23 protein-coding genes are annotated in these 21,021 nt (G+C 38.3%); 6 read left to right on the top strand and 17 right to left on the bottom strand.

Annotated features, from left to right (window positions below; translation table 11 throughout):
- Window positions 1–3: 3 nt before the first annotated feature.
- Complete coding sequence (gene cysW / locus C7B89_RS00520) at window positions 4–879, top strand: sulfate ABC transporter permease subunit CysW (protein WP_115672975.1); 876 nt, start codon at window positions 4–6, stop codon at window positions 877–879.
- Between the two features lie 15 nt (window positions 880–894).
- On the top strand, window positions 895–1,965 hold the full coding sequence (locus C7B89_RS00515; RefSeq protein WP_048394440.1) for a sulfate/molybdate ABC transporter ATP-binding protein: 1,071 nt from the start codon (window positions 895–897) through the stop codon (window positions 1,963–1,965).
- A gap of 43 nt (window positions 1,966–2,008) precedes the next feature.
- On the opposite strand, the gene cysI is transcribed toward C7B89_RS00515, so the two are convergent.
- The 7 genes from cysI to C7B89_RS00480 all read right to left on the bottom strand — a co-directional run bounded on the left by cysI (window position 2,009) and on the right by C7B89_RS00480 (window position 9,560).
- Window positions 2,009–3,724, bottom strand: a complete 1,716-nt coding sequence (gene cysI / locus C7B89_RS00510; protein ID WP_115672974.1) for an assimilatory sulfite reductase (NADPH) hemoprotein subunit — start codon at window positions 3,722–3,724, stop codon at window positions 2,009–2,011.
- Between the two features lie 123 nt (window positions 3,725–3,847).
- Complete coding sequence (locus tag C7B89_RS00505) at window positions 3,848–5,641, bottom strand: assimilatory sulfite reductase (NADPH) flavoprotein subunit (RefSeq protein ID WP_054549434.1); 1,794 nt, start codon at window positions 5,639–5,641, stop codon at window positions 3,848–3,850.
- A gap of 43 nt (window positions 5,642–5,684) precedes the next feature.
- On the bottom strand, window positions 5,685–5,834 hold the full coding sequence (locus tag C7B89_RS00500) for a YezD family protein (protein WP_115672973.1): 150 nt from the start codon (window positions 5,832–5,834) through the stop codon (window positions 5,685–5,687).
- A complete protein-coding gene (locus C7B89_RS00495) occupies window positions 5,834–6,574 on the bottom strand; it encodes a sirohydrochlorin chelatase (protein WP_115672972.1) in 741 nt (246 codons plus the stop codon). The genes C7B89_RS00500 and C7B89_RS00495 overlap by 1 nt, the downstream gene beginning before the upstream one ends.
- Window positions 6,575–6,586: 12 nt before the next feature.
- Complete coding sequence (cobA, locus tag C7B89_RS00490) at window positions 6,587–7,360, bottom strand: uroporphyrinogen-III C-methyltransferase (RefSeq protein ID WP_054549436.1); 774 nt, start codon at window positions 7,358–7,360, stop codon at window positions 6,587–6,589.
- A 352-nt stretch (window positions 7,361–7,712) separates the two neighbouring features.
- On the bottom strand, window positions 7,713–7,916 hold the full coding sequence (locus C7B89_RS00485; RefSeq protein ID WP_016991509.1) for a hypothetical protein: 204 nt from the start codon (window positions 7,914–7,916) through the stop codon (window positions 7,713–7,715).
- A gap of 135 nt (window positions 7,917–8,051) precedes the next feature.
- Window positions 8,052–9,560, bottom strand: coding sequence for a leucyl aminopeptidase (locus tag C7B89_RS00480; RefSeq protein ID WP_115672971.1), 1,509 nt, complete (start codon window positions 9,558–9,560; stop codon window positions 8,052–8,054).
- Between the two features lie 123 nt (window positions 9,561–9,683).
- Between C7B89_RS00480 and C7B89_RS00475 the strand changes: the two genes are divergently transcribed.
- Complete coding sequence (locus tag C7B89_RS00475; RefSeq protein WP_048394429.1) at window positions 9,684–10,166, top strand: divergent PAP2 family protein; 483 nt, start codon at window positions 9,684–9,686, stop codon at window positions 10,164–10,166.
- Between the two features lie 89 nt (window positions 10,167–10,255).
- Here C7B89_RS00475 and C7B89_RS00470 read toward each other — a convergent pair whose 3' ends face one another.
- From C7B89_RS00470 to C7B89_RS00445, 6 genes are all read right to left on the bottom strand, one after another.
- Complete coding sequence (locus C7B89_RS00470; RefSeq protein ID WP_004228336.1) at window positions 10,256–10,585, bottom strand: YuiB family protein; 330 nt, start codon at window positions 10,583–10,585, stop codon at window positions 10,256–10,258.
- A gap of 245 nt (window positions 10,586–10,830) precedes the next feature.
- On the bottom strand, window positions 10,831–12,624 hold the full coding sequence (locus C7B89_RS00465; RefSeq protein ID WP_115672970.1) for a carbon starvation CstA family protein: 1,794 nt from the start codon (window positions 12,622–12,624) through the stop codon (window positions 10,831–10,833).
- Window positions 12,625–12,741: 117 nt separating this feature from the next.
- Complete coding sequence (locus C7B89_RS00460; RefSeq protein ID WP_115672969.1) at window positions 12,742–13,485, bottom strand: LytR/AlgR family response regulator transcription factor; 744 nt, start codon at window positions 13,483–13,485, stop codon at window positions 12,742–12,744.
- A gap of 6 nt (window positions 13,486–13,491) precedes the next feature.
- The gene (locus tag C7B89_RS00455) at window positions 13,492–15,243 is read right to left on the bottom strand and encodes a sensor histidine kinase (protein ID WP_115672968.1); all 1,752 of its coding nucleotides are present in this window, start codon (window positions 15,241–15,243) and stop codon (window positions 13,492–13,494) included.
- A 25-nt stretch (window positions 15,244–15,268) separates the two neighbouring features.
- Window positions 15,269–15,766, bottom strand: a complete 498-nt coding sequence (locus C7B89_RS00450; protein ID WP_036078588.1) for an NUDIX hydrolase — start codon at window positions 15,764–15,766, stop codon at window positions 15,269–15,271.
- A 321-nt stretch (window positions 15,767–16,087) separates the two neighbouring features.
- Window positions 16,088–16,462: a HesB/IscA family protein gene (locus C7B89_RS00445; RefSeq protein WP_048394421.1), complete on the bottom strand. Its 375-nt coding sequence runs from the start codon at window positions 16,460–16,462 to the stop codon at window positions 16,088–16,090.
- A 186-nt stretch (window positions 16,463–16,648) separates the two neighbouring features.
- Here C7B89_RS00445 and C7B89_RS00440 point away from each other — a divergent pair, with 186 nt between their 5' ends.
- The gene (locus C7B89_RS00440) at window positions 16,649–17,341 is read left to right on the top strand and encodes a DUF2225 domain-containing protein (protein WP_048394419.1); all 693 of its coding nucleotides are present in this window, start codon (window positions 16,649–16,651) and stop codon (window positions 17,339–17,341) included.
- A 50-nt stretch (window positions 17,342–17,391) separates the two neighbouring features.
- Here C7B89_RS00440 and C7B89_RS00435 read toward each other — a convergent pair whose 3' ends face one another.
- A complete protein-coding gene (locus C7B89_RS00435) occupies window positions 17,392–17,628 on the bottom strand; it encodes a NifU family protein (RefSeq protein WP_004228295.1) in 237 nt (78 codons plus the stop codon).
- A gap of 83 nt (window positions 17,629–17,711) precedes the next feature.
- Here C7B89_RS00435 and C7B89_RS00430 point away from each other — a divergent pair, with 83 nt between their 5' ends.
- Complete coding sequence (locus C7B89_RS00430; protein WP_054549443.1) at window positions 17,712–18,047, top strand: YuzD family protein; 336 nt, start codon at window positions 17,712–17,714, stop codon at window positions 18,045–18,047.
- A gap of 55 nt (window positions 18,048–18,102) precedes the next feature.
- Here C7B89_RS00430 and C7B89_RS00425 read toward each other — a convergent pair whose 3' ends face one another.
- Window positions 18,103–19,167 (bottom strand): NAD(P)/FAD-dependent oxidoreductase, encoded by a 1,065-nt coding sequence (locus tag C7B89_RS00425; protein WP_115672967.1) that lies wholly within the window; start codon window positions 19,165–19,167, stop codon window positions 18,103–18,105.
- A 269-nt stretch (window positions 19,168–19,436) separates the two neighbouring features.
- Here C7B89_RS00425 and C7B89_RS00420 point away from each other — a divergent pair, with 269 nt between their 5' ends.
- Entirely contained in the window at window positions 19,437–19,673 is a 237-nt protein-coding gene (locus C7B89_RS00420) for a YuzB family protein (protein ID WP_004228286.1), read from the top strand.
- A 79-nt stretch (window positions 19,674–19,752) separates the two neighbouring features.
- On the opposite strand, the gene C7B89_RS00415 is transcribed toward C7B89_RS00420, so the two are convergent.
- Window positions 19,753–20,505: a TIGR01457 family HAD-type hydrolase gene (locus C7B89_RS00415; protein WP_048394415.1), complete on the bottom strand. Its 753-nt coding sequence runs from the start codon at window positions 20,503–20,505 to the stop codon at window positions 19,753–19,755.
- Window positions 20,502–20,954 (bottom strand): DUF86 domain-containing protein, encoded by a 453-nt coding sequence (locus tag C7B89_RS00410; protein WP_048394413.1) that lies wholly within the window; start codon window positions 20,952–20,954, stop codon window positions 20,502–20,504. Before C7B89_RS00410 ends, C7B89_RS00415 begins: the two co-directional genes overlap by 4 nt.
- Window positions 20,955–21,021: the final 67 nt, after the last annotated feature.

The following is a 21,021-nucleotide window of genomic DNA, read 5'->3' as shown; positions in this document are numbered from 1 at the left end:
TATATGGAACAATCAACTTTTATTCAGCAGGCTAGTACAGGAAAAAGGAAAGCAGCTACACAGACTGCTGCCTTACAGGAGCCTCGTATTATTCGCTATACGTTAATATTTATTGCCTTAGCTTTTTTAGCTTTCTCTATCGTACTACCTTTAGTATCTATTTTTATTACAGCCTTTCAAAAAGGATCCGATGTTTACTTTGCTGCGATTACACATCCAGATGCATTAGCTGCTATTAAGCTTACATTAATCGTCGTAGCCATTACTGTACCCCTCAATGCGATCTTTGGCGTAATGGCTGCCTGGGCACTTACAAAGTTTAATTTTAAGGGGAAAAATCTATTACTTACTATGGTAGATTTACCTTTTGCAGTTTCACCTGTTATCGCAGGTTTAGTGTTTATTTTATTGTTTGGCTCACAGGGACTATTTGGTGAATGGTTGTTTGCACATGATATTAAAATTGTTTTTGCACTACCTGGCATTGTCCTTGCCACAATTTTCGTCACATTGCCCTTTGTTGCACGTGAATTAATACCGCTGATGCAAACCCAAGGTATATCTGAGGAAGAAGCGTCCATTTCATTGGGGGCAAGTGGCTTTAAAACCTTTTGGTATGTCACTTTACCCAATATTAAATGGGGACTATTCTATGGTTTGATTTTATGTAATGCACGAGCCATCGGAGAATTCGGGGCTGTGTCTGTGGTATCTGGTCATATCCGTGGCATGACAAATACGATGCCCCTTCATATTGAAATTCTCTATAATGAATATCAATTTGCAGCAGCCTTTGCAGTTGCTTCCTTAATGAGCGTAATGGCCATCTTTACATTAATTGTGAAAGACATTATTGCTTGGAAATCAAAATCTAGTTAAAAGGAGATGGTCTCAATGAGTATACAAATTCAAAACGTATCCAAAAAATATGGGTCCTTTCAGGCACTAGAGGATATATCCGTACATATTCAGTCTGGGGAGCTAGTAGCACTGCTTGGCCCTTCTGGATCAGGAAAAACCTCATTATTACGTGTGATTGCTGGGCTTGAAACAACGGATGTCGGCAATATTTTATTTGATGGTCAATCCATCACAGATCGTCATCCAAAGGAACGCAATGTGGGCTTTGTCTTTCAACATTATGCGCTTTTTCGCCATATGACGGTCTTTGACAATGTAGCTTATGGCCTGAAGGTACGTCCTCGAAAAAGCAGACCTTCAAAACAACAAATCAAAGATAAAGTGATGGAATTATTGCAACTTGTGAAGCTTGAAAATTTCTCAGATCGATATCCAACACAGCTCTCAGGTGGGCAACGACAACGTGTCGCACTGGCAAGAGCGCTTGCTGTAGAGCCAAAGGTACTGTTACTAGATGAACCATTTGGAGCTCTCGATGCAAAAGTACGCAAGGAGTTACGTCGCTGGCTTCGAAAGTTACATGATGAATTTCATATTACAAGTATTTTTGTGACACATGACCAAGAGGAAGCTCTCGATGTTGCAGATCGCATTGTGGTCATGAATAATGGCAAAATCGAGCAAATTGGTAGTCCAGATGAGGTCTATACAAATCCCAAAAGTCCATTTGTCTATGACTTCTTGGGCAATGTTAATCTATTTAAAGGTCGCTTACATAATGGTAAGCTCATGCAGGGTGAAGTTGCACTTGATGTACCTGAGGCCCTAACACATTCAGAGGACAATGCGATAGGCTATGTACGTCCACATGATATTCAGATTGAGAAAACAAGTATTTCAGGTACAGTTCCTGTTAAAATCAGCCACATTCATTTGCTAGGACCTATCGTTCAAATTGAACTACGACGTGAGGATCTTGATGAATTTTTAGAAGCGGAGTTATCAAAAGAACAATTTCATCTTCTTCAACTGAAGGTGGGCGATCAGGTATTTGTAAAGCCGAAACAATTAAAGGTATTTATTCCTGAGGATTATTCTATATAAAAAACCATGTAGCAAATTTTTCTTTGCTACATGGTTTTTATTTTTAATGAAATTCTCTCCCATCATAGACAGCTGTGACATACCTAGCACGAATGACAAAGTCTCCAAAATGTTCGCCCTCTAAACGTTCCTTTGAAAAATGCAGAAGAATTGGTCGTAGCTCTGCTAAAATTTCCTCCTCACCAATATTTTCACGATAGATTTTATTTAAGCGATTGCCTGTAAAACTTGCACCAAGGTACATATTATATTTACCTGGCCCTTTGCCAATAAAGCCGATTTCACCCATTGCTGCACGTGAACAGCCATTTGGACAACCAGACATGCGAATAACAATTTCTGTTTCATTTAAGCCAGCCTCATCAATAATGGCATCAATTTTTGTTATAAGAGAAGGTAAATAGCGTTCTGCTTCTGCCATGGCTAAGCCACATGTCGGTAATGAGACACAGGCAATGGAATTGCGGCGTAAGGCAGAATAATGCGCACCGTCTGTTAGCTTGTATTGTTCAATAAGCGTATTTATTTGTTTCTTTTTCTGGGGTGTTACATTGCTAATCATTAGGTTTTGGTTCGGTGTTAAACGAAAATCACCCGTGTGCACCTTAGCTATTTCACGTAAGCCAGTTAACAACTGATAATCCTCAAAGTCTTTTATACGGCCATTTTGAATAAATAACGTATAATGCCAATGACCATCTGCCCCTTTAATCCAGCCAAATTCATCACCTGTACGCTCAAAAGTATAAGGACGAGCCTGCTGAATTTCCCAGCCTAGACGACGCGTTAATTCTTCTTGGAACCATTCAAGTCCTCTCGCATCAATCGTGTATTTAAATCGTGCATTTTTACGGACAGAGCGATTCCCATAATCACGCTGTATCGTTATTATTTTTTCTGCTGTTTCTAGTAATTTATCTGGCGTTATAAAGCCAATTTCACGAGCAAGCTGTGGATAGGTTTCATGATCACCATGTGTCATGCCCATGCCTCCACCAACCGCTACGTTAAAACCAACAAGCTGATTGTCTTCAACGATGGCAATCAGTCCTATATCTTGTGAAAAAACATCTACATCATTACTTGGTGGAATCGCAATACCAATTTTAAATTTACGCGGCAAATATTGAGCTCCATAAATCGGTTCAATTTCTACATCCTGACTATCTACTACCTTTTCTCCATCTAACCATAATTCATGATAAGCGCGTGTTCTCGGCAGTAAATGCTCACTTAGTTTTGCAGACCAATTATAAACCTCTTCATGTAATGCAGACTGGTTTGGATTGACATTACACATTACATTACGGTTCACATCTCCACATGCAGCAAGAGAATCCAATAACACCTCATTGATTTCCTGCATATATTTTTTAACATTCCATTTTAAAATGCCATGTACTTGAAATGCTTGGCGTGTTGTTAATTTTAAAGAGCCATTGCCATACTTTCTAGCCATTTCATCCATCACAAGCCATTGCGCTGGGGTAGCTGCTCCACCTGGTGTTCGTACACGTACCATAAATTGATAGGCCGGTTCCAGCTTTTGTTTCTGACGTTCATTCCGAAGATCTCGATCGTCCTGTAAGTAACTGCCATGAAATTTCATAAGGCGATTATCGTCCTCTGGGATACCAGAGCTTAATGGATTATTCATGGTACGTTCGAGTGTTCCACGTAGGTAATTACTTTCGGTTTTAATACGCTCTACATCACTTGGTTTCCCGGGCTGTGGAGGTAACACTATTTTTTCAGTCATTCTTTATCGCTCCTTTAATCCATTACACCTCAGCGTATTGGGCATACCTGAGGGTTTACTTGCTAACAAAGAGATCAACTCATTAATAAGGGAAGGTTTTCGAGAAATTTGTGTTGAACTCCATTAATAAACGTCACGTTGGTAGCGTTTTTGCTGTTTTAATTCATTCACATAGACTTTTGCTTCCTCTGGTGTTTTCTGTCCTTGCTGCTCAATAATTTGATGAATGGTTGCATCCACATCAGATGCCATTGATTTTTCGTCACCACATACATAAATGACAGCCCCCTGCTCCAGCCACTCATAAAAACTTGCGGCATTTTCATGCAATTTATGTTGAACATAGATTTTTTGGTCTGTATCACGTGAAAAGGCTACATGCATGTGACTTAATGTGCCAGCAGCTAGCCAACGTTGCCAATCCGTTTGATAGAGGAAATCCGTAACAAAATGCTGATCACCAAAGATGAGCCATGCTTTCCCCTCAATCCCTAACTCTTCTCGCTCCTCTAGAAAAGCTCGATATGGTGCAACACCTGTGCCTGCACCAATCATAATAATTGGCGTTTCATTATTCTCTGGCAATCTGAAATTCGGATTTTTATGAACATAGATTGGTAATGTATCACCTATTTGTATTCGTTCTGCCACACTTCCAGAGCAAACACCAAGACGTTGTCTACCTGCTGTTTCATAGCTTACCTTGCCAATCGTTAAATGAACCTCTTCGCTATTGGCCTTTTGGCTACTAGCAATAGAATAAAGTCGAGCTGGAATTTTACGCAGTAACTCTACAAATTGCTGTGCACTCCAAGTAAATGGTGTAAATTCCTCTACTAGGTCGAGCAAGTCTCTTCCTTTTGCATAGTCCTTCCAGGCTTTTGGTTCTTCAAATAGCTTAGAAAATTCTTTATGCTCTGTATAAGCAGCAATTTTTTCGAGTAACGGTTTAGATAACACCGTAATTTCTAATTTTTTCTGTAGTGCTTCTTTTATTGTTATTGTTTCATCAAAAACAGTCACTTCTGTCTCCGAATCAAATTGAAGTGCTGTCAGCAATGCATTGACTAATTGTTCATCATTCTCTGGCAGAATGCCAATGCTATCGCCAGGTTCAAAATGAAAATTAGCTCCCTCAATCGATAATTCAAGATGACGCGTCTCTTTATTGGAGCCACGACCATTTAGATTTATATTTTCAAGTACTTCAGCGTAAAATGGATTTTTTCTTGAATATGTAGATTCTTCAAGTACTTGCGCCCCTTCGGTGTGTGCTGAAGTAGACGTTGCTGAAGTTGTATGCTGAAGAAATTCCTGTTGAACCGCGGAGAACCACTGTGCAGCTGCGTCATCATAATCTACATCGCAATCTATACGAGGAACAATTCTTGTTGCACCTAATTGCGCAAATCGCTCATCGAAGTCCTTACCTGTCTTACAAAAAAATTCATAGGAGCTATCCCCTAAAGCAAGAACCGAATATTGTAGGTGTTCTAGCTTAGGCGCCCGCTTGCTATGCAAAAATTCATAGAATTGTATCGCTTGATCGGGTGGATCTCCCTCTCCATGTGTACTCACAATAAGTAATAGATTGGTGATCTTTTTTAAATTACTAGCTTTAAATTTCCCTAATGATGAGACAGTTACATCTACCTGCTGCTCTTTTAAAGCTGCTGCATACTTTTCAGCTAATCCTTGACTATTGCCTGTTTGGGAACCATATAAGATTGTTATTGTTTTGGTAATCGGCTGGGCTGCTGGTGGTGCCTGTTCAACAATTGCTTCAAGAGTTGCTTGGGGAGCACTTAGGTAACCGTTTAGCCAAAATTTTTGTTCAATTGTTAATTTAGGGAGAAGCTCGTTTAATAACTTCACCTGCTCTTCATTAAATGGACTGTTTATTACTTGTAATTTCAATCTTTGCCACCTCACGAATCTTCTTCATTTCATATTTTTTAATTTATCGAAGCCTTATTTTTTCCTTTTTCTCAATCTGAACCACATAGGAATTTTGAACAATCAATGTAATTGATCCGTGGTTCACAGTATTTAACATTTGGCGGACATTATCTAATGCTAGATTTATATTTTCAGTTCTTTTATCTACCATTACGAAACACCTTCCTCTTTAAAATGTAGTAATTCATCAATACGTTCCACTAATACTTTTTTCACATTGTCGTCATAGCCTAAGCTTTCACATAACATAATGTTTTGACTGTCAAAGCCTTGTAATCGCTTGGCAATACTTTGTCTTAAAATGCCTGTAAATAATAAATAAGGGACAATAAAAATTTGCTGTTGCTTCCCTTTAACTTGCAGTAACCAGTCTTCAAAGGTTGGTCCCATTCCGTATAAGAAGCATGTATCAACGGTTTTATAGTGATATTTAGTACGTAGCCTTTTGGCAATTTTGGCTAAATCCCTCTTGACGGCTGGATCACTACTCCCACGTCCTATGAGTAAAACACTCGCATTGCTGTTAGGTTGCTGTTTTTCTATTATCCTAGCTTGTAATGTGTCAATTAATCGTTCATGAATGCCAAGAGGCTCACCATATGTAAACTTTACATATGGGTATAGTTTTTGAGCTTTTGCCATTTCTTTCGGAATATCATGCTTTGCGTGTTGAGCAGCTAGTAGGAGAATAGGCATTACGGCAATCGCTGTTGCCCCTTTCCGAATACAGCTAGCAATGCCTTCTGCAATGGTTGGTGTTGCCAGCTCTAGAAAGCATATTTCCTGAATAGCTACTGTCACTTCTTGTTGTACGCCTTGAAGAAAGTTTACGGCCTGCTCTACACCTTCCTTGACACGACTGCCATGTGCAATATATAAAATAGCCTGCATAATCCCACAACCTTATCCCGTTATTTGGATTGGCTGTGCGGGGTTTTGCTCAAACCAATGAATGGTTTCTCTTAAGGTCACAACCTTCCCTACTAATATAATGCTAGGGTTATGAATATTTTCTGTACGCACAATTTCCTCAATTGTAGCTAAAGTCCCCGTAACAGTTCTTTGCTTAGTAGAAACTGTTCCCCAGTGAATAACAGCCACAGGCGTTTTTTCATCACGGCCATATTTGAGTAATTGTTGACGGATATACGGAAGATTACCAACACCCATATAAATGGCAATCGTATCAATTCCTTTTGCAAGACTTTCCCAACGGATAGCATCTTCTTTTCCATCCTGCATATGCCCAGTAACCATAGCAAAACTTGAACCTAAGTTACGATGTGTGACAGGAATACCTGCATATGCTGGAGCTGCTATACCTGACGTAATACCAGGAACAATTTCAAAGGGAATTTGATGCTTCGCTAACACATCTGCCTCCTCTGCCCCTCTACCAAAAACAAATGGGTCTCCTCCTTTTAATCTTGTGACAACATATCCTTGTTGGGCATAATCAACAAGCGTTTGGTTGATTTGCTCCTGAATCATGGCATGTTGCTGAGGCAATTTCCCGCAAAAGATTAATTTAGCGTCTTTCTTGGCATAGGCTAATAGCTCTTTATTAATGAGTCTGTCATATAAAATGACATCTGCACATTCAATGCAACGTAATCCTTTAATCGTAAGGAGGTCAACATCTCCAGGACCTGCACCAACAATATAAACTTTCCCCATTTCATCTCACTCCTTCTGTCAATTACGCCTCGTTGTCATGGCATTTCAGATTGATTAAACTTACTAATAAGGGTCCTCGATTTTCTAAACCTGACACTTTGCTTTCGGTACAAAAACCTTTACTAAATTAAGATAAAGAAAAAAGGCTAATATTATCCTTAGACACAAAAATGCCTATGAATAATAAAAGCCTCTAGTTTGCTAGTCAGCCACATATTTAATTCTTAGTAATATAATAAGAATAATAAATAATTTAGTATATTCTGTCAACACTAATTTTGATACTTCGTTAGGCACAATAAAAACCAGTTGTCGATATCAAGATCGACAACTGGCTGATCTAATTATGTGCTTACCATGGTCTACGATATCGCGGACCTGGTCGAAAATATGGACCTGGTGGATATGGTCGATAGTTTGGATAATATGGATTGTAAGGATATTGATTAAATTGAGAGCCAAGGAAACTGCCTAAAAAACCACCAAAAAACGGTGCGCCAAATGGCCAAATAAAGCCTCCAAATCCTCCGCCTGGATAACCTCCGAAATTGCGCATATGCTACCTCCCCTTTTTACTCTATCGTATGAAGGAAGATACATCTATCATATGTAGAATGCCTATTCCATCGGGATTAGTACATAAATCACAAAAAATCAGCGAGAATAAACTCCCGCTGATTGACATACTTTATTATTTTTCTTCCCCTAAACGTTGGACAAAATTCGCGAGTGTACGGACCATAACACCAGTACCACCCTTAGGTCCTAAATCATGTACAGCTACTGCATCAGATGTGCCTGCTATATCCAGGTGAATCCATGGTGTATCACCAACAAATTCGCCCACAAAACCGCCGCCGAAAATCATATGACCATCACGACCAGGTGAATTATTTAAATCAGCTACATCTGATTTTCGAATTCGTTTTTTATCATTTTCTGTTAAAGGCATACGCCAAACAAATTCATCGGTCTCTTTTGCAGCTTCCATAAATGCTTCAAAAAATGCATCATCATTTGCAAGAGCACCTGTTTTATCCATACCTAGTGCAGTAATAACGCCTCCAGTTAAAGTAGCAACATCGATCAGTGATGTAGCCCCTTGCTGTTTAGCATATGTAGTTGCATCTGCCAGAACTAAACGCCCTTCTGCATCCGTATTTAATACTTCTACCGTTTTTCCGCTGTACGTCGTAATCACATCATCTGGTTTAAACGCTGTATCAGACACCATATTATCTGTAGAACCGATAACGGCTACAACATTTTTATTTGGACGTAATTCACCGATAATTTTCATCGCACCAAGTACAGCAGCGGCACCGCCCATATCACCTTTCATACCAACCATAGAGTCCTTTGGTTTTAAAGAATAGCCGCCTGTATCATACGTTACACCCTTACCAACAAGGCCAATTGGATCTTCAAAATCTTCAGTCGCTTTATATTTTAAGGTAATTAATCGTGGTTCTTCATAAGAGCCTTGGTTAACACATAATATACCACCCATACCTAGTTCCTCTAATTGTGCTTTATCTAATATCTCTACTTCAAAATCGTATTCCACAGCAAGAGATTGTGCATAGTTAGCTAAATCCGTAGCTGTTAGTAGGTTTGGAGGTAAATTAATTAAGCTACGAGCTTCATTGACAGCATCTGCATAAATCACACCTACCTCAAAGCTTGCCACCACTTCATCTAAATCCTCTGCTGTAGTCACAAGGTGAACAGCATCAATACGTTTATCTACTTCGTTTGAAGTTGTTTTATAATGTGGGACAGCATAATAGCCAAGGCCAATTCCTTCACCTGCTAAAAATGCTACATCTGCTGTTGAAATTGACTCTGTTGTAAATGATTCAAGCCAGATGGAATACTCTTTTACTTTTAAAGATCTTAATTCTTTTCCCACTAAACCAAATGCTGTGCGAATATCACCTTCTGTGAGGTTTTTACGCTCATCTAAACCTACAAATACAATACGTTTCAGGTTAGCATGGTCTTTCACAAATGGTAATTTCGTTAGTTTCTTTAATTCAATTGAGACGTCTCCTGCACTAATCCATGTATCAAGGGCTTCACCGTAAAAAGATGAAAAGCTTGCCCAGTCCTGCATTTGTTCACGATGTTTTGTGACTCCTACCACTAATAGTTCAGTAGAAATCGTTTCAAATGTTTTTGCTTCTTTTACAATATGCATGTAAATTCCTCCATTCCATATACTATTATAACGAAGTTTCTGAAAAGCGCGTAATATTTGCCTATATCTTCTTTTAGAAAATAATGAATGTTATAATAAAAGCAATTATTTGCGAAGGTTGTGATGAAATTGAGTTTACTCCACAATACCCCATTACTAATTGCCCTCTTTGCGGTTCTCTTTGCACAGTTTGTTAAAATCCCCATTCATTTTTTAATGACCAGACAAGTAAAATGGGGACTTTTTACCTCAACAGGTGGAATGCCTAGTTCTCACTCTGCTTCTGTCACTGGATTGGCAACCTCAATTGCCTATGAGACGGGTTTGGAATCCCCCATTTTTGCGGTAGCCGCAATGTTTTCCATTATCGTGATGTATGATGCTAGTGGTGTTCGTTACCAAGCAGGTCAGCATGCAGCCATTTTAAATCAACTGCGTAAGGATTTCCAAACATTGCTTCATGATTTAAAAAAATGGCCACAGATGGACGGACAAGAAAAAATGGAAGAATTAAAAACATTATTAGGCCATAAACGAAGTGAAGTATTTTTTGGGGCTCTAACGGGTATTTTTATCGCCATCATAGCCTACGAGTTTTTCATCTAACAGACATCAACACATCCTCTAGAGGAGGCTGTGTTTTTTTGTATAAAAAAAGTATTCTTTCTTCAATTGAAGAAAGAATACTAAGCACGTTAGAACATTCGATAGCCACTTTTACGTAAATAAATCATCACGATACCAGCCACAATAGAACCCGCAAAGCCACCTGATAAAATAGCAATATCCACAAACTGAAGTGCCTGTAATTTATCAATTAATGCTGGGAATGCAGAGCCTGGCTTAAAAATATAATCTAAGAAGCTTACTTCATCTACAATAAAGATGACAACAATTGGATACACAATTGCCATTAACCATGTCATCCGTAACAGCATATTTAACAAGAATCCGATACCAAAGAACATGACGAAAAATAACAAAATAGAAATGATTAACTGCACTAATGAAACTGGACCATCCATGTATGTATAACCTCCGTTTTCCTCTCATTAGTTTACATGATTACGACACCGCTTTCAATGAACATATCCTTGTTTTCGCTTGTTCGTCATATTTAGGAAAATCATCAATCGATCATCTATGGTTGATCTTTGAATTTAGGGGTATATGCTTCTTCCGCGGGTATTTGCTTCTCCTTCGTCGTAGATGCTTTTTTCACCAAAAAACTATTGAAGACAAATGCTTATCTTCAATAGTTTCTATGATTTTATGAAGTTGATTGAGCTACTAAAAACTTTGGTGATTTCCAAAGCTGTGCCCATTTTTTAAATGCTGTCAGCACAATTAAGAAGCCAAGCATTAACATGATAACAGATAAAATCCCATTTAACATATTAAAGCCTGCAGCGGCTGGATTCCAGTATACATTTTTAATCATCCAATAGCCTGCAACGTTGACCGTAATGTATAAATAAGCCAATGGGATAAAGCATGTCAATGCATAGATGCGTTTATCTGCGACCTTCAATACCATCGTCACTCCACATACTAGACCAATGGCTGCCATTAGCTGATTGGATACACCAAATAATACCCAGATTGAGCTTATATCCCCTGAATACAATAAATAGCCCCACATAAAGCAGGCAAGTGCACTAGCAAAAATTGTACCTGGTACCCAATTGGTACGCTTCAGTGGTTTATAAACATTGCCACCAAAATCTTGTATTAAATAACGAGCTACCCTTGTTCCAGCATCAATGGCTGTAAGAATGAAAACCGCTTCAAACATAATGACAAATTGATAGAAGTACGAAGATAACTCTGCGAACCAAGGAATACCTGTAAAGATATCTGTCATACCAACTGCTAGCGTTACAGCACCTCCTGTTCGTCCTTCCAAGTCCATGCCGATACTTTGAGACAATGCTTGTAGATGAACGGGCTCCATTCCTAATGTAGCAAATACAGCTGGTGCTGAGTTAATCGCAAAATAGTCGGCTGGATGAAGAGCAGTAGCTGCGATTAAAGCCATCACACCTACTAGTGACTCTACTAACATAGCACCAAAGCCTACAATACGGATGTCCTCCCAACGATCAATCATCTTAGGTGTTGTTCCTGAGCCTACAAAAGCATGGAAGCCAGAAATGGCACCACAGGCAATTGTAATAGAAACAAACGGCCACACAGGACCGGCAATTACTGGTCCACCACCATGAATAAACTCTGTCAATGGTGGGAATTGAATAGCAGGATTAACAAAGAAAACGCCAATAATTAGTGCAATAAATACCCCAATCTTCATGAAACTACTTAAATAATCACGAGGTGCTAATAAAAGCCACACAGGTAATGCAGCGGCAAAAAAGGCATAGATTGGTAAGATGATAGCTAATGTATCCCGATCAAATGTTAAAAAATCACCGAATGCTGTGCCTTGAATAAGCGGTCCGATAAATACCCCAATCATTAATAAAATAAAGCCTATAGTAGATGTAACAATTAAATTGCCTGTTTTACGATAGGCAATACCCACAAGCATGGCGATTGGTATCGTAATACCTACAGCAAACGTTCCCCATGGATTGCGCTCTAAAGCACCTAACACCACCATCGAGAGACCTGCCATTGTAATCGTAATAATGAATAGCATCGCAAGGCCTGTACAGAAACCTGCGATAGGGCCTAACTCCTCCTTCATCACTTCCGATAGGGATTTACCACCATGACGCATGGAAGCAAATAAAACAACAGCATCATGAACTGCCCCACCAATTACTGCTCCGATTAATAGCCATAGAAGTCCAGGCAAATACCCAAATTGTGCAGCTAGGATTGGTCCAACTAAAGGTCCTGCTGCTGCAATCGCTGCAAAATGATGCCCAAAGGTTACCCACTTATTCGTCGGAACATAGTCTTTACCATCTTCCAAAGTGTGGGCTGGGGTGGGCGTATCATCTTTTATTTTAAGTACCTTCTTTGTAAAGAAAATGCCATACAAACGATAGCTGATCATCAAAATACAAATAGACCCTATCACTATTGTAATCGCATTCATGCAAACACCCCTTTTACTTTTTCCACATCATAGCAAAGGAATGTCCATATTATTCGTAAAATAACTGAAATGTCAGAAATTAAAGTTGAAAGGTAGTAGTTGTCCGTTGAAATGCAACTACTTCGATAGGTCAAAAATTTTCCGTACATCCTTCATATATAGCCTACTTACTGGAATGGAATGTCTGTTATGCACAATTAAATTAAATTTAGAACTACTCCAAGGCTCTAATTCCACAATATGCTCTAAATTGACAATATACGCGCGATGGACACGTACAAAGCCTTTTAAGGTAAGTCTTTTTTCTAACGCGGCCAATGATTCAGAAGCAAAAAACCGCCCCTGCTCTGTCACAACAACCGTTTTACTATCCTCAGAGGTACAATACAAAATATCCTGTATTTTCAATAATAAAATTCGATCGTTTGCATAAACTGTTAACTTATCGAGCTTGTCCAACTGAGATGCCTTTAACTCCTCCATTGTTTTTGCTTGCGCAGCTCTTTTTTTAGCTAACAGTTTTTTCACAGCTGTTTGTACCCTTTCTGCCTCAAAGGGTTTCAATATATAATCAAATGCATTGACTTCAAATGCCTGCAAAGCATAGTCATCGTAGGCTGTAGCAAAAATAATTTCAGGTCTCTGTGCATTCAGTAATAATTGTTTAGCTAAGTCAAGTCCATTGTTCATGCCTAATTCAATATCTAGAAATATACAATCGACTTCTTCAAGCTGTGACGCTTTGCACAACTCCTCAAGATTTTCAGATTCACCACAAACATTCACTAATGCTGTTTGCTCTAATAAATATCGCAGTTCCGCGCGTGCTAAGGGTTCATCATCCACAATATATACATTCAAATTTTTCTACTCCCATCTAGTCGCCTTTAACGGCAGTTGAATCATAATTTTTGTGCCCACATCTAACGTACTTGTTATATGAAAATCCGCTTCAGAACCATAAATTTCATGGATCCTCTGATAAATATTCCAAAGAGCGGTTCCTGTCCCCTGTTCGGATTGCATTATACGCTTGCCAAGTTGTTTTACCTGCTCCTTCCTCATACCACAGCCGTTATCTTCCGTTAACAGGACCAGCTTATCATTCACACGTTGTACTTTGACATAGATTTTGCCTTCATTACGATTTTTAAAGGCATGATAAATAGCATTCTCGACAAGAGGCTGTAAGGTAAATGGAGGAATTTGCACATCAAAGAGTGTTTCATCCATGATAAATTCAACTTCGTAACGATTTGGAAACCGTGTTTGCTCAATAGATAAATAAGCTTCAACATGATCTATTTCATTTTTCAATGGAATGAGCATTTGCCGTGCGCCCTGCAAATTGCTTCTAAAAAATGTACTAAGCTTGATTAATAATGCTCTTGCCTCATCTGCATCTGTCCGAATCAAGCTTGAAATAGTATTCAGACTATTAAAGAAGAAATGTGGATGAACTTGTGCTTGTAATGCCTTGATTTCAGCATCCTTTAATAATTTTCGCTGTTGCTCAATTTCAGCATATTCAAGCTGAGAGGAAAATAGTCTACTCAAACCCTCTGCTAGCTCCTTCTTCACCCCTGTCAAAGAATCCGCTTTAGTGAAATAAAGCTTTAAGCTTCCAACTGTTCGATGCTGTACCTTCAAGGGCAAGACAATGGCAGCACTTAATGGGCAGCTAGCGTGTGGACATTGAATTTCCTTTTGAGATGTAGCCATTAAAATTTTGCCTTCCTCTAATACTCGTTTTGTCAAAGCTGTCATGATTTCTCGATGAATTAAATGATGATCCTCACCAACGCCAACATGTGCTAACACCCCATTTTTATCGGTAATAGCGACCGCATCTACTTTTATTTCTCTTTTAATAATTTCTGCAACCGTTTGGCATGATTCTTCATTCAAGCCCTTACGAAAATGCTCAATTGTTTGTTGGGCAATTGAAAAAGCTTGATGAGTTTGTAATGCCTTTGTTCGCTCCTCTTCATCAATAAACGTTTTAATAATGATGAAAAATAAAAATATCCCAAAGGCATTCATTAAAATCATCGGCATTGCAATTAATGAAACTAACTGCAAGGCCTGCTCAAATGGCTTCGCGACTACTAAAATCACCAGCATTTGAATCGTTTCTGCACAGATGCCGATAATGACTGCTTTCTTATAGGAAAAAGTTTGACGTATTTTAAAGCGTTTACTTAAACCACCTGTAATAAAGCCAGCTAGAATTGTTGAAACACCGCAGGCTATTGCTGTAAAACCACCAAGTGTAATTCGGTGAATACCTGCAATAATTCCTACACATACACCAACAAGTGGTCCACCAAAAATTCCTGCAATAGCGACACCAATTAATCTCGTATTAGCAATGGCCTCTTCCGCATTGATCGTACTATGTATCATCTGATTTAAAGGATGGATTGTCCCACTTTCAATTTTAATCCCTGTATAACTGCTGATAATACATAGGCTACTAAAGATAATAATGAGCCATATTTTCTCTTTCGTTCCTTGCTCCTGAAACAGCTTTTCTCGAAAGAGTCGCCATCTTGACATTAAAAAGGCAAACACAATGATCAGCCCAACTCGCTCTAACATAAATAAAAACAGCTCCATCAAAGGTCACCTCCTAAAAGTCATATTATTTTTTAAAGAATAAACGATAAGAGGTATAACCAAAAATATCACCAGGATTAATCCCTTCTATCGCCTCTAATTGATGTCTTTCAAATTGATTGGAAGCCATTTCCTTTAACATCACAGAGGTTGTTTCATCTTGTGCTAGTTCCTGTGGATACAACCATTTTGCTTCTAAAATTTCTTTTTCTTGAATGGAAACCTGCTGCTGCTCATCTAGCATTCGACAATAAAAAATCGCCATATTATCACTGATATCATCACGGATGACACCTGTTCTAAATCCAATTAAGCCTGAGACTCTACAATCGATGCCTGTTTCTTCTTTGATTTCACGAATAACCGCCTCATCTACCGTTTCTCCTGCATTAACAAAACCTGCTGGCAATGACCAACGCCCCTTCAAGCCACTATAAGCCTTCTTTACAACCAACCATTGCCCAAGCTCATTCACCGTAACACCTGATACACCCAACCATATTTTCCCTCGATCTTTTCTCATAACCTTCACCTCTATCTACCTATTATACCTGCTCACTTTCTATGGAATGAAGCATTTATTCTGAATTTTACAGTTAATCCACAGTGAAAATGCTTCTTTCATTCAACCTCAATGAAAGAAGCTATTATACATTGCCTTGAATTTCACTAAATAAGGTCATAAAAATTTGTTGGAAGTGTCAGATGATTTTTAACATAGTTACTTACAAACAGGTAAATAAAAAGAAAGAAAAAAGCTCCTTTCATTCATCATGTTTTGCAACATCATCAATCAAAGAAGCCTATTATTGTTAGCCCATTATTCGAATGGATTTATTTACTTTTACTCACAAACCTCAGGCGTACCTTCACGCTTTGCTGTTCTGAAAGACGTACCACAGCCACATGATGCAATGGCATTTGGATTATCGATTGTGAAGCCACCGCCCATTAGCGATTGTTTATAGTCAATTTTTGTTCCCATCAAAATCGGCGCATCTTCACGGGAAACAAGAATTGTTAAACCATGCTGAACATCTTCAAAATCATCATCTTTTTTCTCTTTATCAAAATGCATGCCATAGGATAGCCCGCTACAGCCGCCACCATTCACCACTACACGTAAAAAAGAACCTTGTTCTTCATTATGCTCCATCATTTCATTAATATGAAAGCCAGCAGCCTGTGTCACTTCTATAATTTGCTTTGTACTTGTCATCCCAATCACCTTCCTTCTTACGTATTATCATAACAATTTTGACCATTGTATGACAAACATTCAGCTTCAAGTCGATTATAAGTTATAATTCTCATATTTTTCACATTAATAGTATTTTTTATTCATGTTAATAAAAACATCATTGGTATAATAGTTACAACGAATTCTTGGCAGGGGGTAATATATATGGAGATTTCACCATATTATGAGAAAAAAATTCAATGTTTAAATTGCAAAAAAGAATTTCCAACATTAAAAGTGCGTTCAAAATTTATTAAAGTAGATCATACGGAAACAGATTTTCAACCTATTTATGCAGATGAAGTGAATGCTCTCTATTATAATGTTTTTGTATGTGAGCATTGTGGCTTTTCCTTTACAGAAGACTTTACAAAATATTTTGCACCGGGTATCCAAGATGATATACGTACACAAATTACAGAAAAATGGGTACATCATGATTTCAAGGGTGAACGTACCGTATTTCAAGCCATTCAAGCCTATAAGTTAGCGTTTCTTTGTGGCACGATTAAAAAAGAAAAAAATGTAGCGATTGCTGGACTAACTTTACGTCTTGCATGGCTTTATCGTTCCTTAAACAATAGTGGACAAGAAGAGCGCTTTATGAAATTAGCACGTGATTATTATATGGAATCTTATTCTACCGAGGACTACAGCTCTACACAAATGTCAGCTGTCCGAATTATGTATATGATTGCTGAATTATCTAGACGTATTGGAGATATTGAAAATGCGACACGCTTCTTTTCTAGAGTCATTGAAAAACAAAGTGTCGGTGGTGAGGCAAAAATTATAGATATGGCGAAAGAACAGTGGGCTATTATTCGTGAAGAAAAAGAACATGCGCGTCATAAATAGGTAAATAAAAAAGTTCTAGCTTGCAAACAGCTAGAACTTTTTAAAAAGGCTTAGAATACTTGCTCTACTTCCACGATACCTGGTACTTCTTCTAATAATGCTCGTTCAATACCAGCTTTTAATGTAATCGTAGAACTTGGGCAACTGCCACAAGCACCTAATAAACGTAATTTCACAACGCCATCCTCAACATCTACTAATTCACAGTCTCCACCGTCACGTAGTAAGAATGGACGTAATTTATCTAATACCTCTTGAACTTGGTCGTTAATTGTTGCTTCTGCCATTTATCTCGACTCCTTTCCTTATAATGATTATAATGTTAGCAACAGAAAAAATCCAATATTGAATCACAAGGAGAGAAAATACTATGCCATCAACAAAACCTATGATTGAAATTTATGGAACAGCTGTCATCTGTGCTAGTTGTGTCAATGCCCCATCTTCCAAGGATACATATGAGTGGCTACAAGCAGCCATCAATCGCAAATATCCAGATCAAGCATATGATATTCGCTATATCGATATTGAAGGTCCAATTGAGAATGAACGCGACCAAGAGTATGCGTCACGTATTCAAGACGATGAATTTTTCTACCCCCTTGTCCTCATTAACAATGAGGTAGTTGGAGAGGGCTATGTCCAATTAAAGCCTGTATTTACGGCCCTTGAAAATTTAGGGTTTGTCCCAGACGAAACGGTTTAATAAAAATAAAGGGATTGTTTCAAAATGATTTTTGAAACAATCCCTTTTCAGCTAATTAATCATTTTGACGTTTGTAATACCATAATAATCCTGATTTCATTAAGCGAGCGATACGCCCAGTTACTGTTGTATCAGCTAAGTATACAAAGCCTTGTTTTTTACCAAGAGCTCCCATAAAGCCTTTTAATTTAATATCTGGCATCTTCTCTGGTAAATGTTCACCTTTCCAACGCATACGAAGTACTTTCACAATTTGCTCCGCTTGTTCCTCTGCTAATTGTGCTGTTGGGGCTAAATCTGATGAAGCACAATCTCCTACAACATAGACATGTTCATCATCGAGTAAATTAAAATACTGTGTGACAAGTGGACGGTCATGTTTATCTTTCTCAACATCCATATCACGCACAATTTTGACTGGCTGAACCCCCGCAGTCCAAACCACTGCATCAAGTAAAATTTCATCATCATGATTAAAAATTTTACCTGGCTCTACTTTTGTAATATTTGAATTGGCAACCACATCAACATTATGCTTAACAAACCAATCCTTTACATACTTACTGAGTTTCTCCGGAAAATCTTTCAATATACGTTGACCACGGTCAAATAGCTTGATTTTTAAATCTGAGCGACTTTCACGTAGCTCACTTGCAAGCTCAATTCCACTTAGGCCAGCCCCTATAATTCCAACTGTAGACCCAGCTGGTAACCCACAAAGTGCTTGGAATGTTGCACGTGATTTACCCATTGTTTGAATGCTGTACGTATACTCTTCCGCACCTGGTACACCATGATATTTATCTTCACAGCCAAGCCCAATGACTAAATCATCATATTCTATACGTTGTCCGTCTTCAAGAATGACTACTTTTTCCGCACGATTAATTTCAACGACTTCTCCATATACGGCTGTTAAACGTTCATGCTCCGGGAAGCTTACACGAATTTCTTTATCTGTTGCTGTCCCTGCCGCCAATGCATAAAACTCTGTTTTTAAACTATGGAAAGGGGCTCTATCTACTATAACTACCTCTCTGTCTAGTGGTAGGCTGTTTAATAGACGAAGCATGACACGCATATTGCCGTAGCCGCCACCTAAAAGTACTAATTTTCCCATAATAGTCTCCTTTTATATCTCTTTTAATAATTGTTCACAAAGTATCCACAAACGAGTATAACCGATTGTGAGAAGTTTCACAATATCAGAATGAAATTTTGTGAAAGATTTCACAAAATAAACGAGAACCTGTTCATTTCTATTGATTTTTAAGCCATTAATAACAAATTCCCTTTATCTTTTATTAAAAAACGTTTCTTTTCTCTTAAACATAAATAATTGACGAAAATCGTAAAACCGAGTAGCATTACTTTGGTGAGGTGACATGGATGAATCCAATGGTTGAATTTTGTATAAGTAATTTAGCAAATGGCTCTCAAGCAACTTATGAAGTACTCGAACGCGATCCAAACATCGACGTTTTGGAATATGGCTGCCTCAGTTATTGTACAAAGTGCTCAGAATCCTTCTATGCAATAGTAAACGGTGAATTAGTAGAAGCTGATTCTCCTGATGAATTAACGAAAGCCATTTATCAATTTATTGAAGAAAATCCTTTATGGTAGTTTTCTAAAATGCCTATATGAATAAATTTGAACAAATAAAAAGGATGTTATGCTGAAAATTAGCATAAACATCCTTTTATTACTTTAGTACGTCCACTACATATGTAGGTTGGCATTCTTTTTCGAGGACAGTCTTTGTAGGCGTCACCCCAGTATTCACATGAATGGTGTCACAGCCAAATCGAATGCCACACATAATGTCCGTATCATAATTATCACCGATCATTACCATGTCTTCTTTCGCAATTCCATGTTCGGTCGCAATTACTTCCAGCATGGCTGGCGATGGCTTACCAATATAGATTGGTTCAACATCTGCAACTTCTCCTACCAAGCGTGCAAAAGAACCATTGCCTGGTAAGAACCCATATTCTGTTGGGAATTTAATATCTTGATTCGTGGCAATAAAGGTCGCTCCTTGCTGAACAAAAACCGTTGCCCTAGCAAGTGCCATATAATCAAGCGTACGATCAATCCCCATAACAAATACATCGGGCTCATCCTCAACAGGCACAATATTTTCATTGAGTAGTGCCTGACGAATACCATCTGTACCCATCATCGCTACTTTTTTGCTTGGAAAATGTAGGGCCACATACTTTGCTGTGACCAATGCACTTGAATAAATATGCTCTAATGGCGCGTTCACGCCAATAGACAGTAAAGCTTCTTGCAGTTGTTCTCGCGTCTTCGAAGAATTATTCGTTACATAGAATGGCTCAATTCCTGCTTGCTGTAAACGATGAATAAAAGCTACCGCAGAAGGAATACCTTCCTTCCCACGGTAGACAGTACCATCTAAATCAAAGCAATAGGCCTTATATTGTTTCATTGATGATCCTCTGGCAAAAATGCTGAAACAGGTCCTAATTCATTTGTTAAATAATTATGAACTGCTGGCGAGAACTGCTTTAAAGCCATTAGATTGGCTGTTAATACATGGATAACCTCTTGGATATCTACCTCTATAAACTCACGCACTAGCATTTTACGTAAGCCAACAACTGCTTTGTATGGTGCTTCCAAATCAGCAGCTACAACTTTTTCATCGACTAAAATATCAATAATATCCTCGTAGCTTCCTGGATCGCGCATAATGAAACCGTCAATCATTAAATTTCCTACATCCATCATTGACTCCATAATGTTGTGTCCAATTCGCTCGATAGCTAATTTCTTTATATCATTCTGAAGCCAGTTATCCTCTGTCTCCAAAATAGTTAATAGCCCATCTAAGTACTGTAAATTTTTTGTGATTTTATTACGATCTACAAAATACACAAGGAAAGCCCCCATTCAAATCTTTAAAAGTTGATAGTCTTTTCTCTTCTATAGTACCATAACTATA

This window comes from Lysinibacillus capsici, from assembly GCF_003367505.1.
GTDB lineage: Bacteria > Bacillota > Bacilli > Bacillales_A > Planococcaceae > Lysinibacillus > Lysinibacillus capsici.
Note: the sequence above shows the minus strand (reverse complement) of the source record. Positions and strands in the feature narration are given on the sequence as shown.

What these genes read in the sequence shown, in the direction of transcription:
- cysW (WP_115672975.1), top strand. Translation starts at nt 4, where the DNA reads ATGGAACAATCAACTTTTATTCAGCAGGCTAGTACAGGAAAAAGGAAA.
- C7B89_RS00515 (WP_048394440.1), top strand. Translation starts at nt 895, where the DNA reads ATGAGTATACAAATTCAAAACGTATCCAAAAAATATGGGTCCTTTCAG.
- cysI (WP_115672974.1), bottom strand. Translation starts at nt 3,724, where the DNA reads ATGACTGAAAAAATAGTGTTACCTCCACAGCCCGGGAAACCAAGTGAT.
- C7B89_RS00500 (WP_115672973.1), bottom strand. Translation starts at nt 5,834, where the DNA reads ATGGTAGATAAAAGAACTGAAAATATAAATCTAGCATTAGATAATGTC.
- C7B89_RS00495 (WP_115672972.1), bottom strand. Translation starts at nt 6,574, where the DNA reads ATGCAGGCTATTTTATATATTGCACATGGCAGTCGTGTCAAGGAAGGT.
- cobA (WP_054549436.1), bottom strand. Translation starts at nt 7,360, where the DNA reads ATGGGGAAAGTTTATATTGTTGGTGCAGGTCCTGGAGATGTTGACCTC.
- C7B89_RS00485 (WP_016991509.1), bottom strand. Translation starts at nt 7,916, where the DNA reads ATGCGCAATTTCGGAGGTTATCCAGGCGGAGGATTTGGAGGCTTTATT.
- C7B89_RS00480 (WP_115672971.1), bottom strand. Translation starts at nt 9,560, where the DNA reads ATGCATATTGTAAAAGAAGCAAAAACATTTGAAACGATTTCTACTGAA.
- C7B89_RS00475 (WP_048394429.1), top strand. Translation starts at nt 9,684, where the DNA reads ATGAAATTGAGTTTACTCCACAATACCCCATTACTAATTGCCCTCTTT.
- C7B89_RS00470 (WP_004228336.1), bottom strand. Translation starts at nt 10,585, where the DNA reads ATGGATGGTCCAGTTTCATTAGTGCAGTTAATCATTTCTATTTTGTTA.
- C7B89_RS00465 (WP_115672970.1), bottom strand. Translation starts at nt 12,624, where the DNA reads ATGAATGCGATTACAATAGTGATAGGGTCTATTTGTATTTTGATGATC.
- C7B89_RS00455 (WP_115672968.1), bottom strand. Translation starts at nt 15,243, where the DNA reads ATGGAGCTGTTTTTATTTATGTTAGAGCGAGTTGGGCTGATCATTGTG.
- C7B89_RS00450 (WP_036078588.1), bottom strand. Translation starts at nt 15,766, where the DNA reads ATGAGAAAAGATCGAGGGAAAATATGGTTGGGTGTATCAGGTGTTACG.
- C7B89_RS00445 (WP_048394421.1), bottom strand. Translation starts at nt 16,462, where the DNA reads ATGACAAGTACAAAGCAAATTATAGAAGTGACACAGGCTGCTGGCTTT.
- C7B89_RS00440 (WP_048394419.1), top strand. Translation starts at nt 16,649, where the DNA reads ATGGAGATTTCACCATATTATGAGAAAAAAATTCAATGTTTAAATTGC.
- C7B89_RS00435 (WP_004228295.1), bottom strand. Translation starts at nt 17,628, where the DNA reads ATGGCAGAAGCAACAATTAACGACCAAGTTCAAGAGGTATTAGATAAA.
- C7B89_RS00430 (WP_054549443.1), top strand. Translation starts at nt 17,712, where the DNA reads ATGCCATCAACAAAACCTATGATTGAAATTTATGGAACAGCTGTCATC.
- C7B89_RS00425 (WP_115672967.1), bottom strand. Translation starts at nt 19,167, where the DNA reads ATGGGAAAATTAGTACTTTTAGGTGGCGGCTACGGCAATATGCGTGTC.
- C7B89_RS00420 (WP_004228286.1), top strand. Translation starts at nt 19,437, where the DNA reads ATGAATCCAATGGTTGAATTTTGTATAAGTAATTTAGCAAATGGCTCT.
- C7B89_RS00415 (WP_048394415.1), bottom strand. Translation starts at nt 20,505, where the DNA reads ATGAAACAATATAAGGCCTATTGCTTTGATTTAGATGGTACTGTCTAC.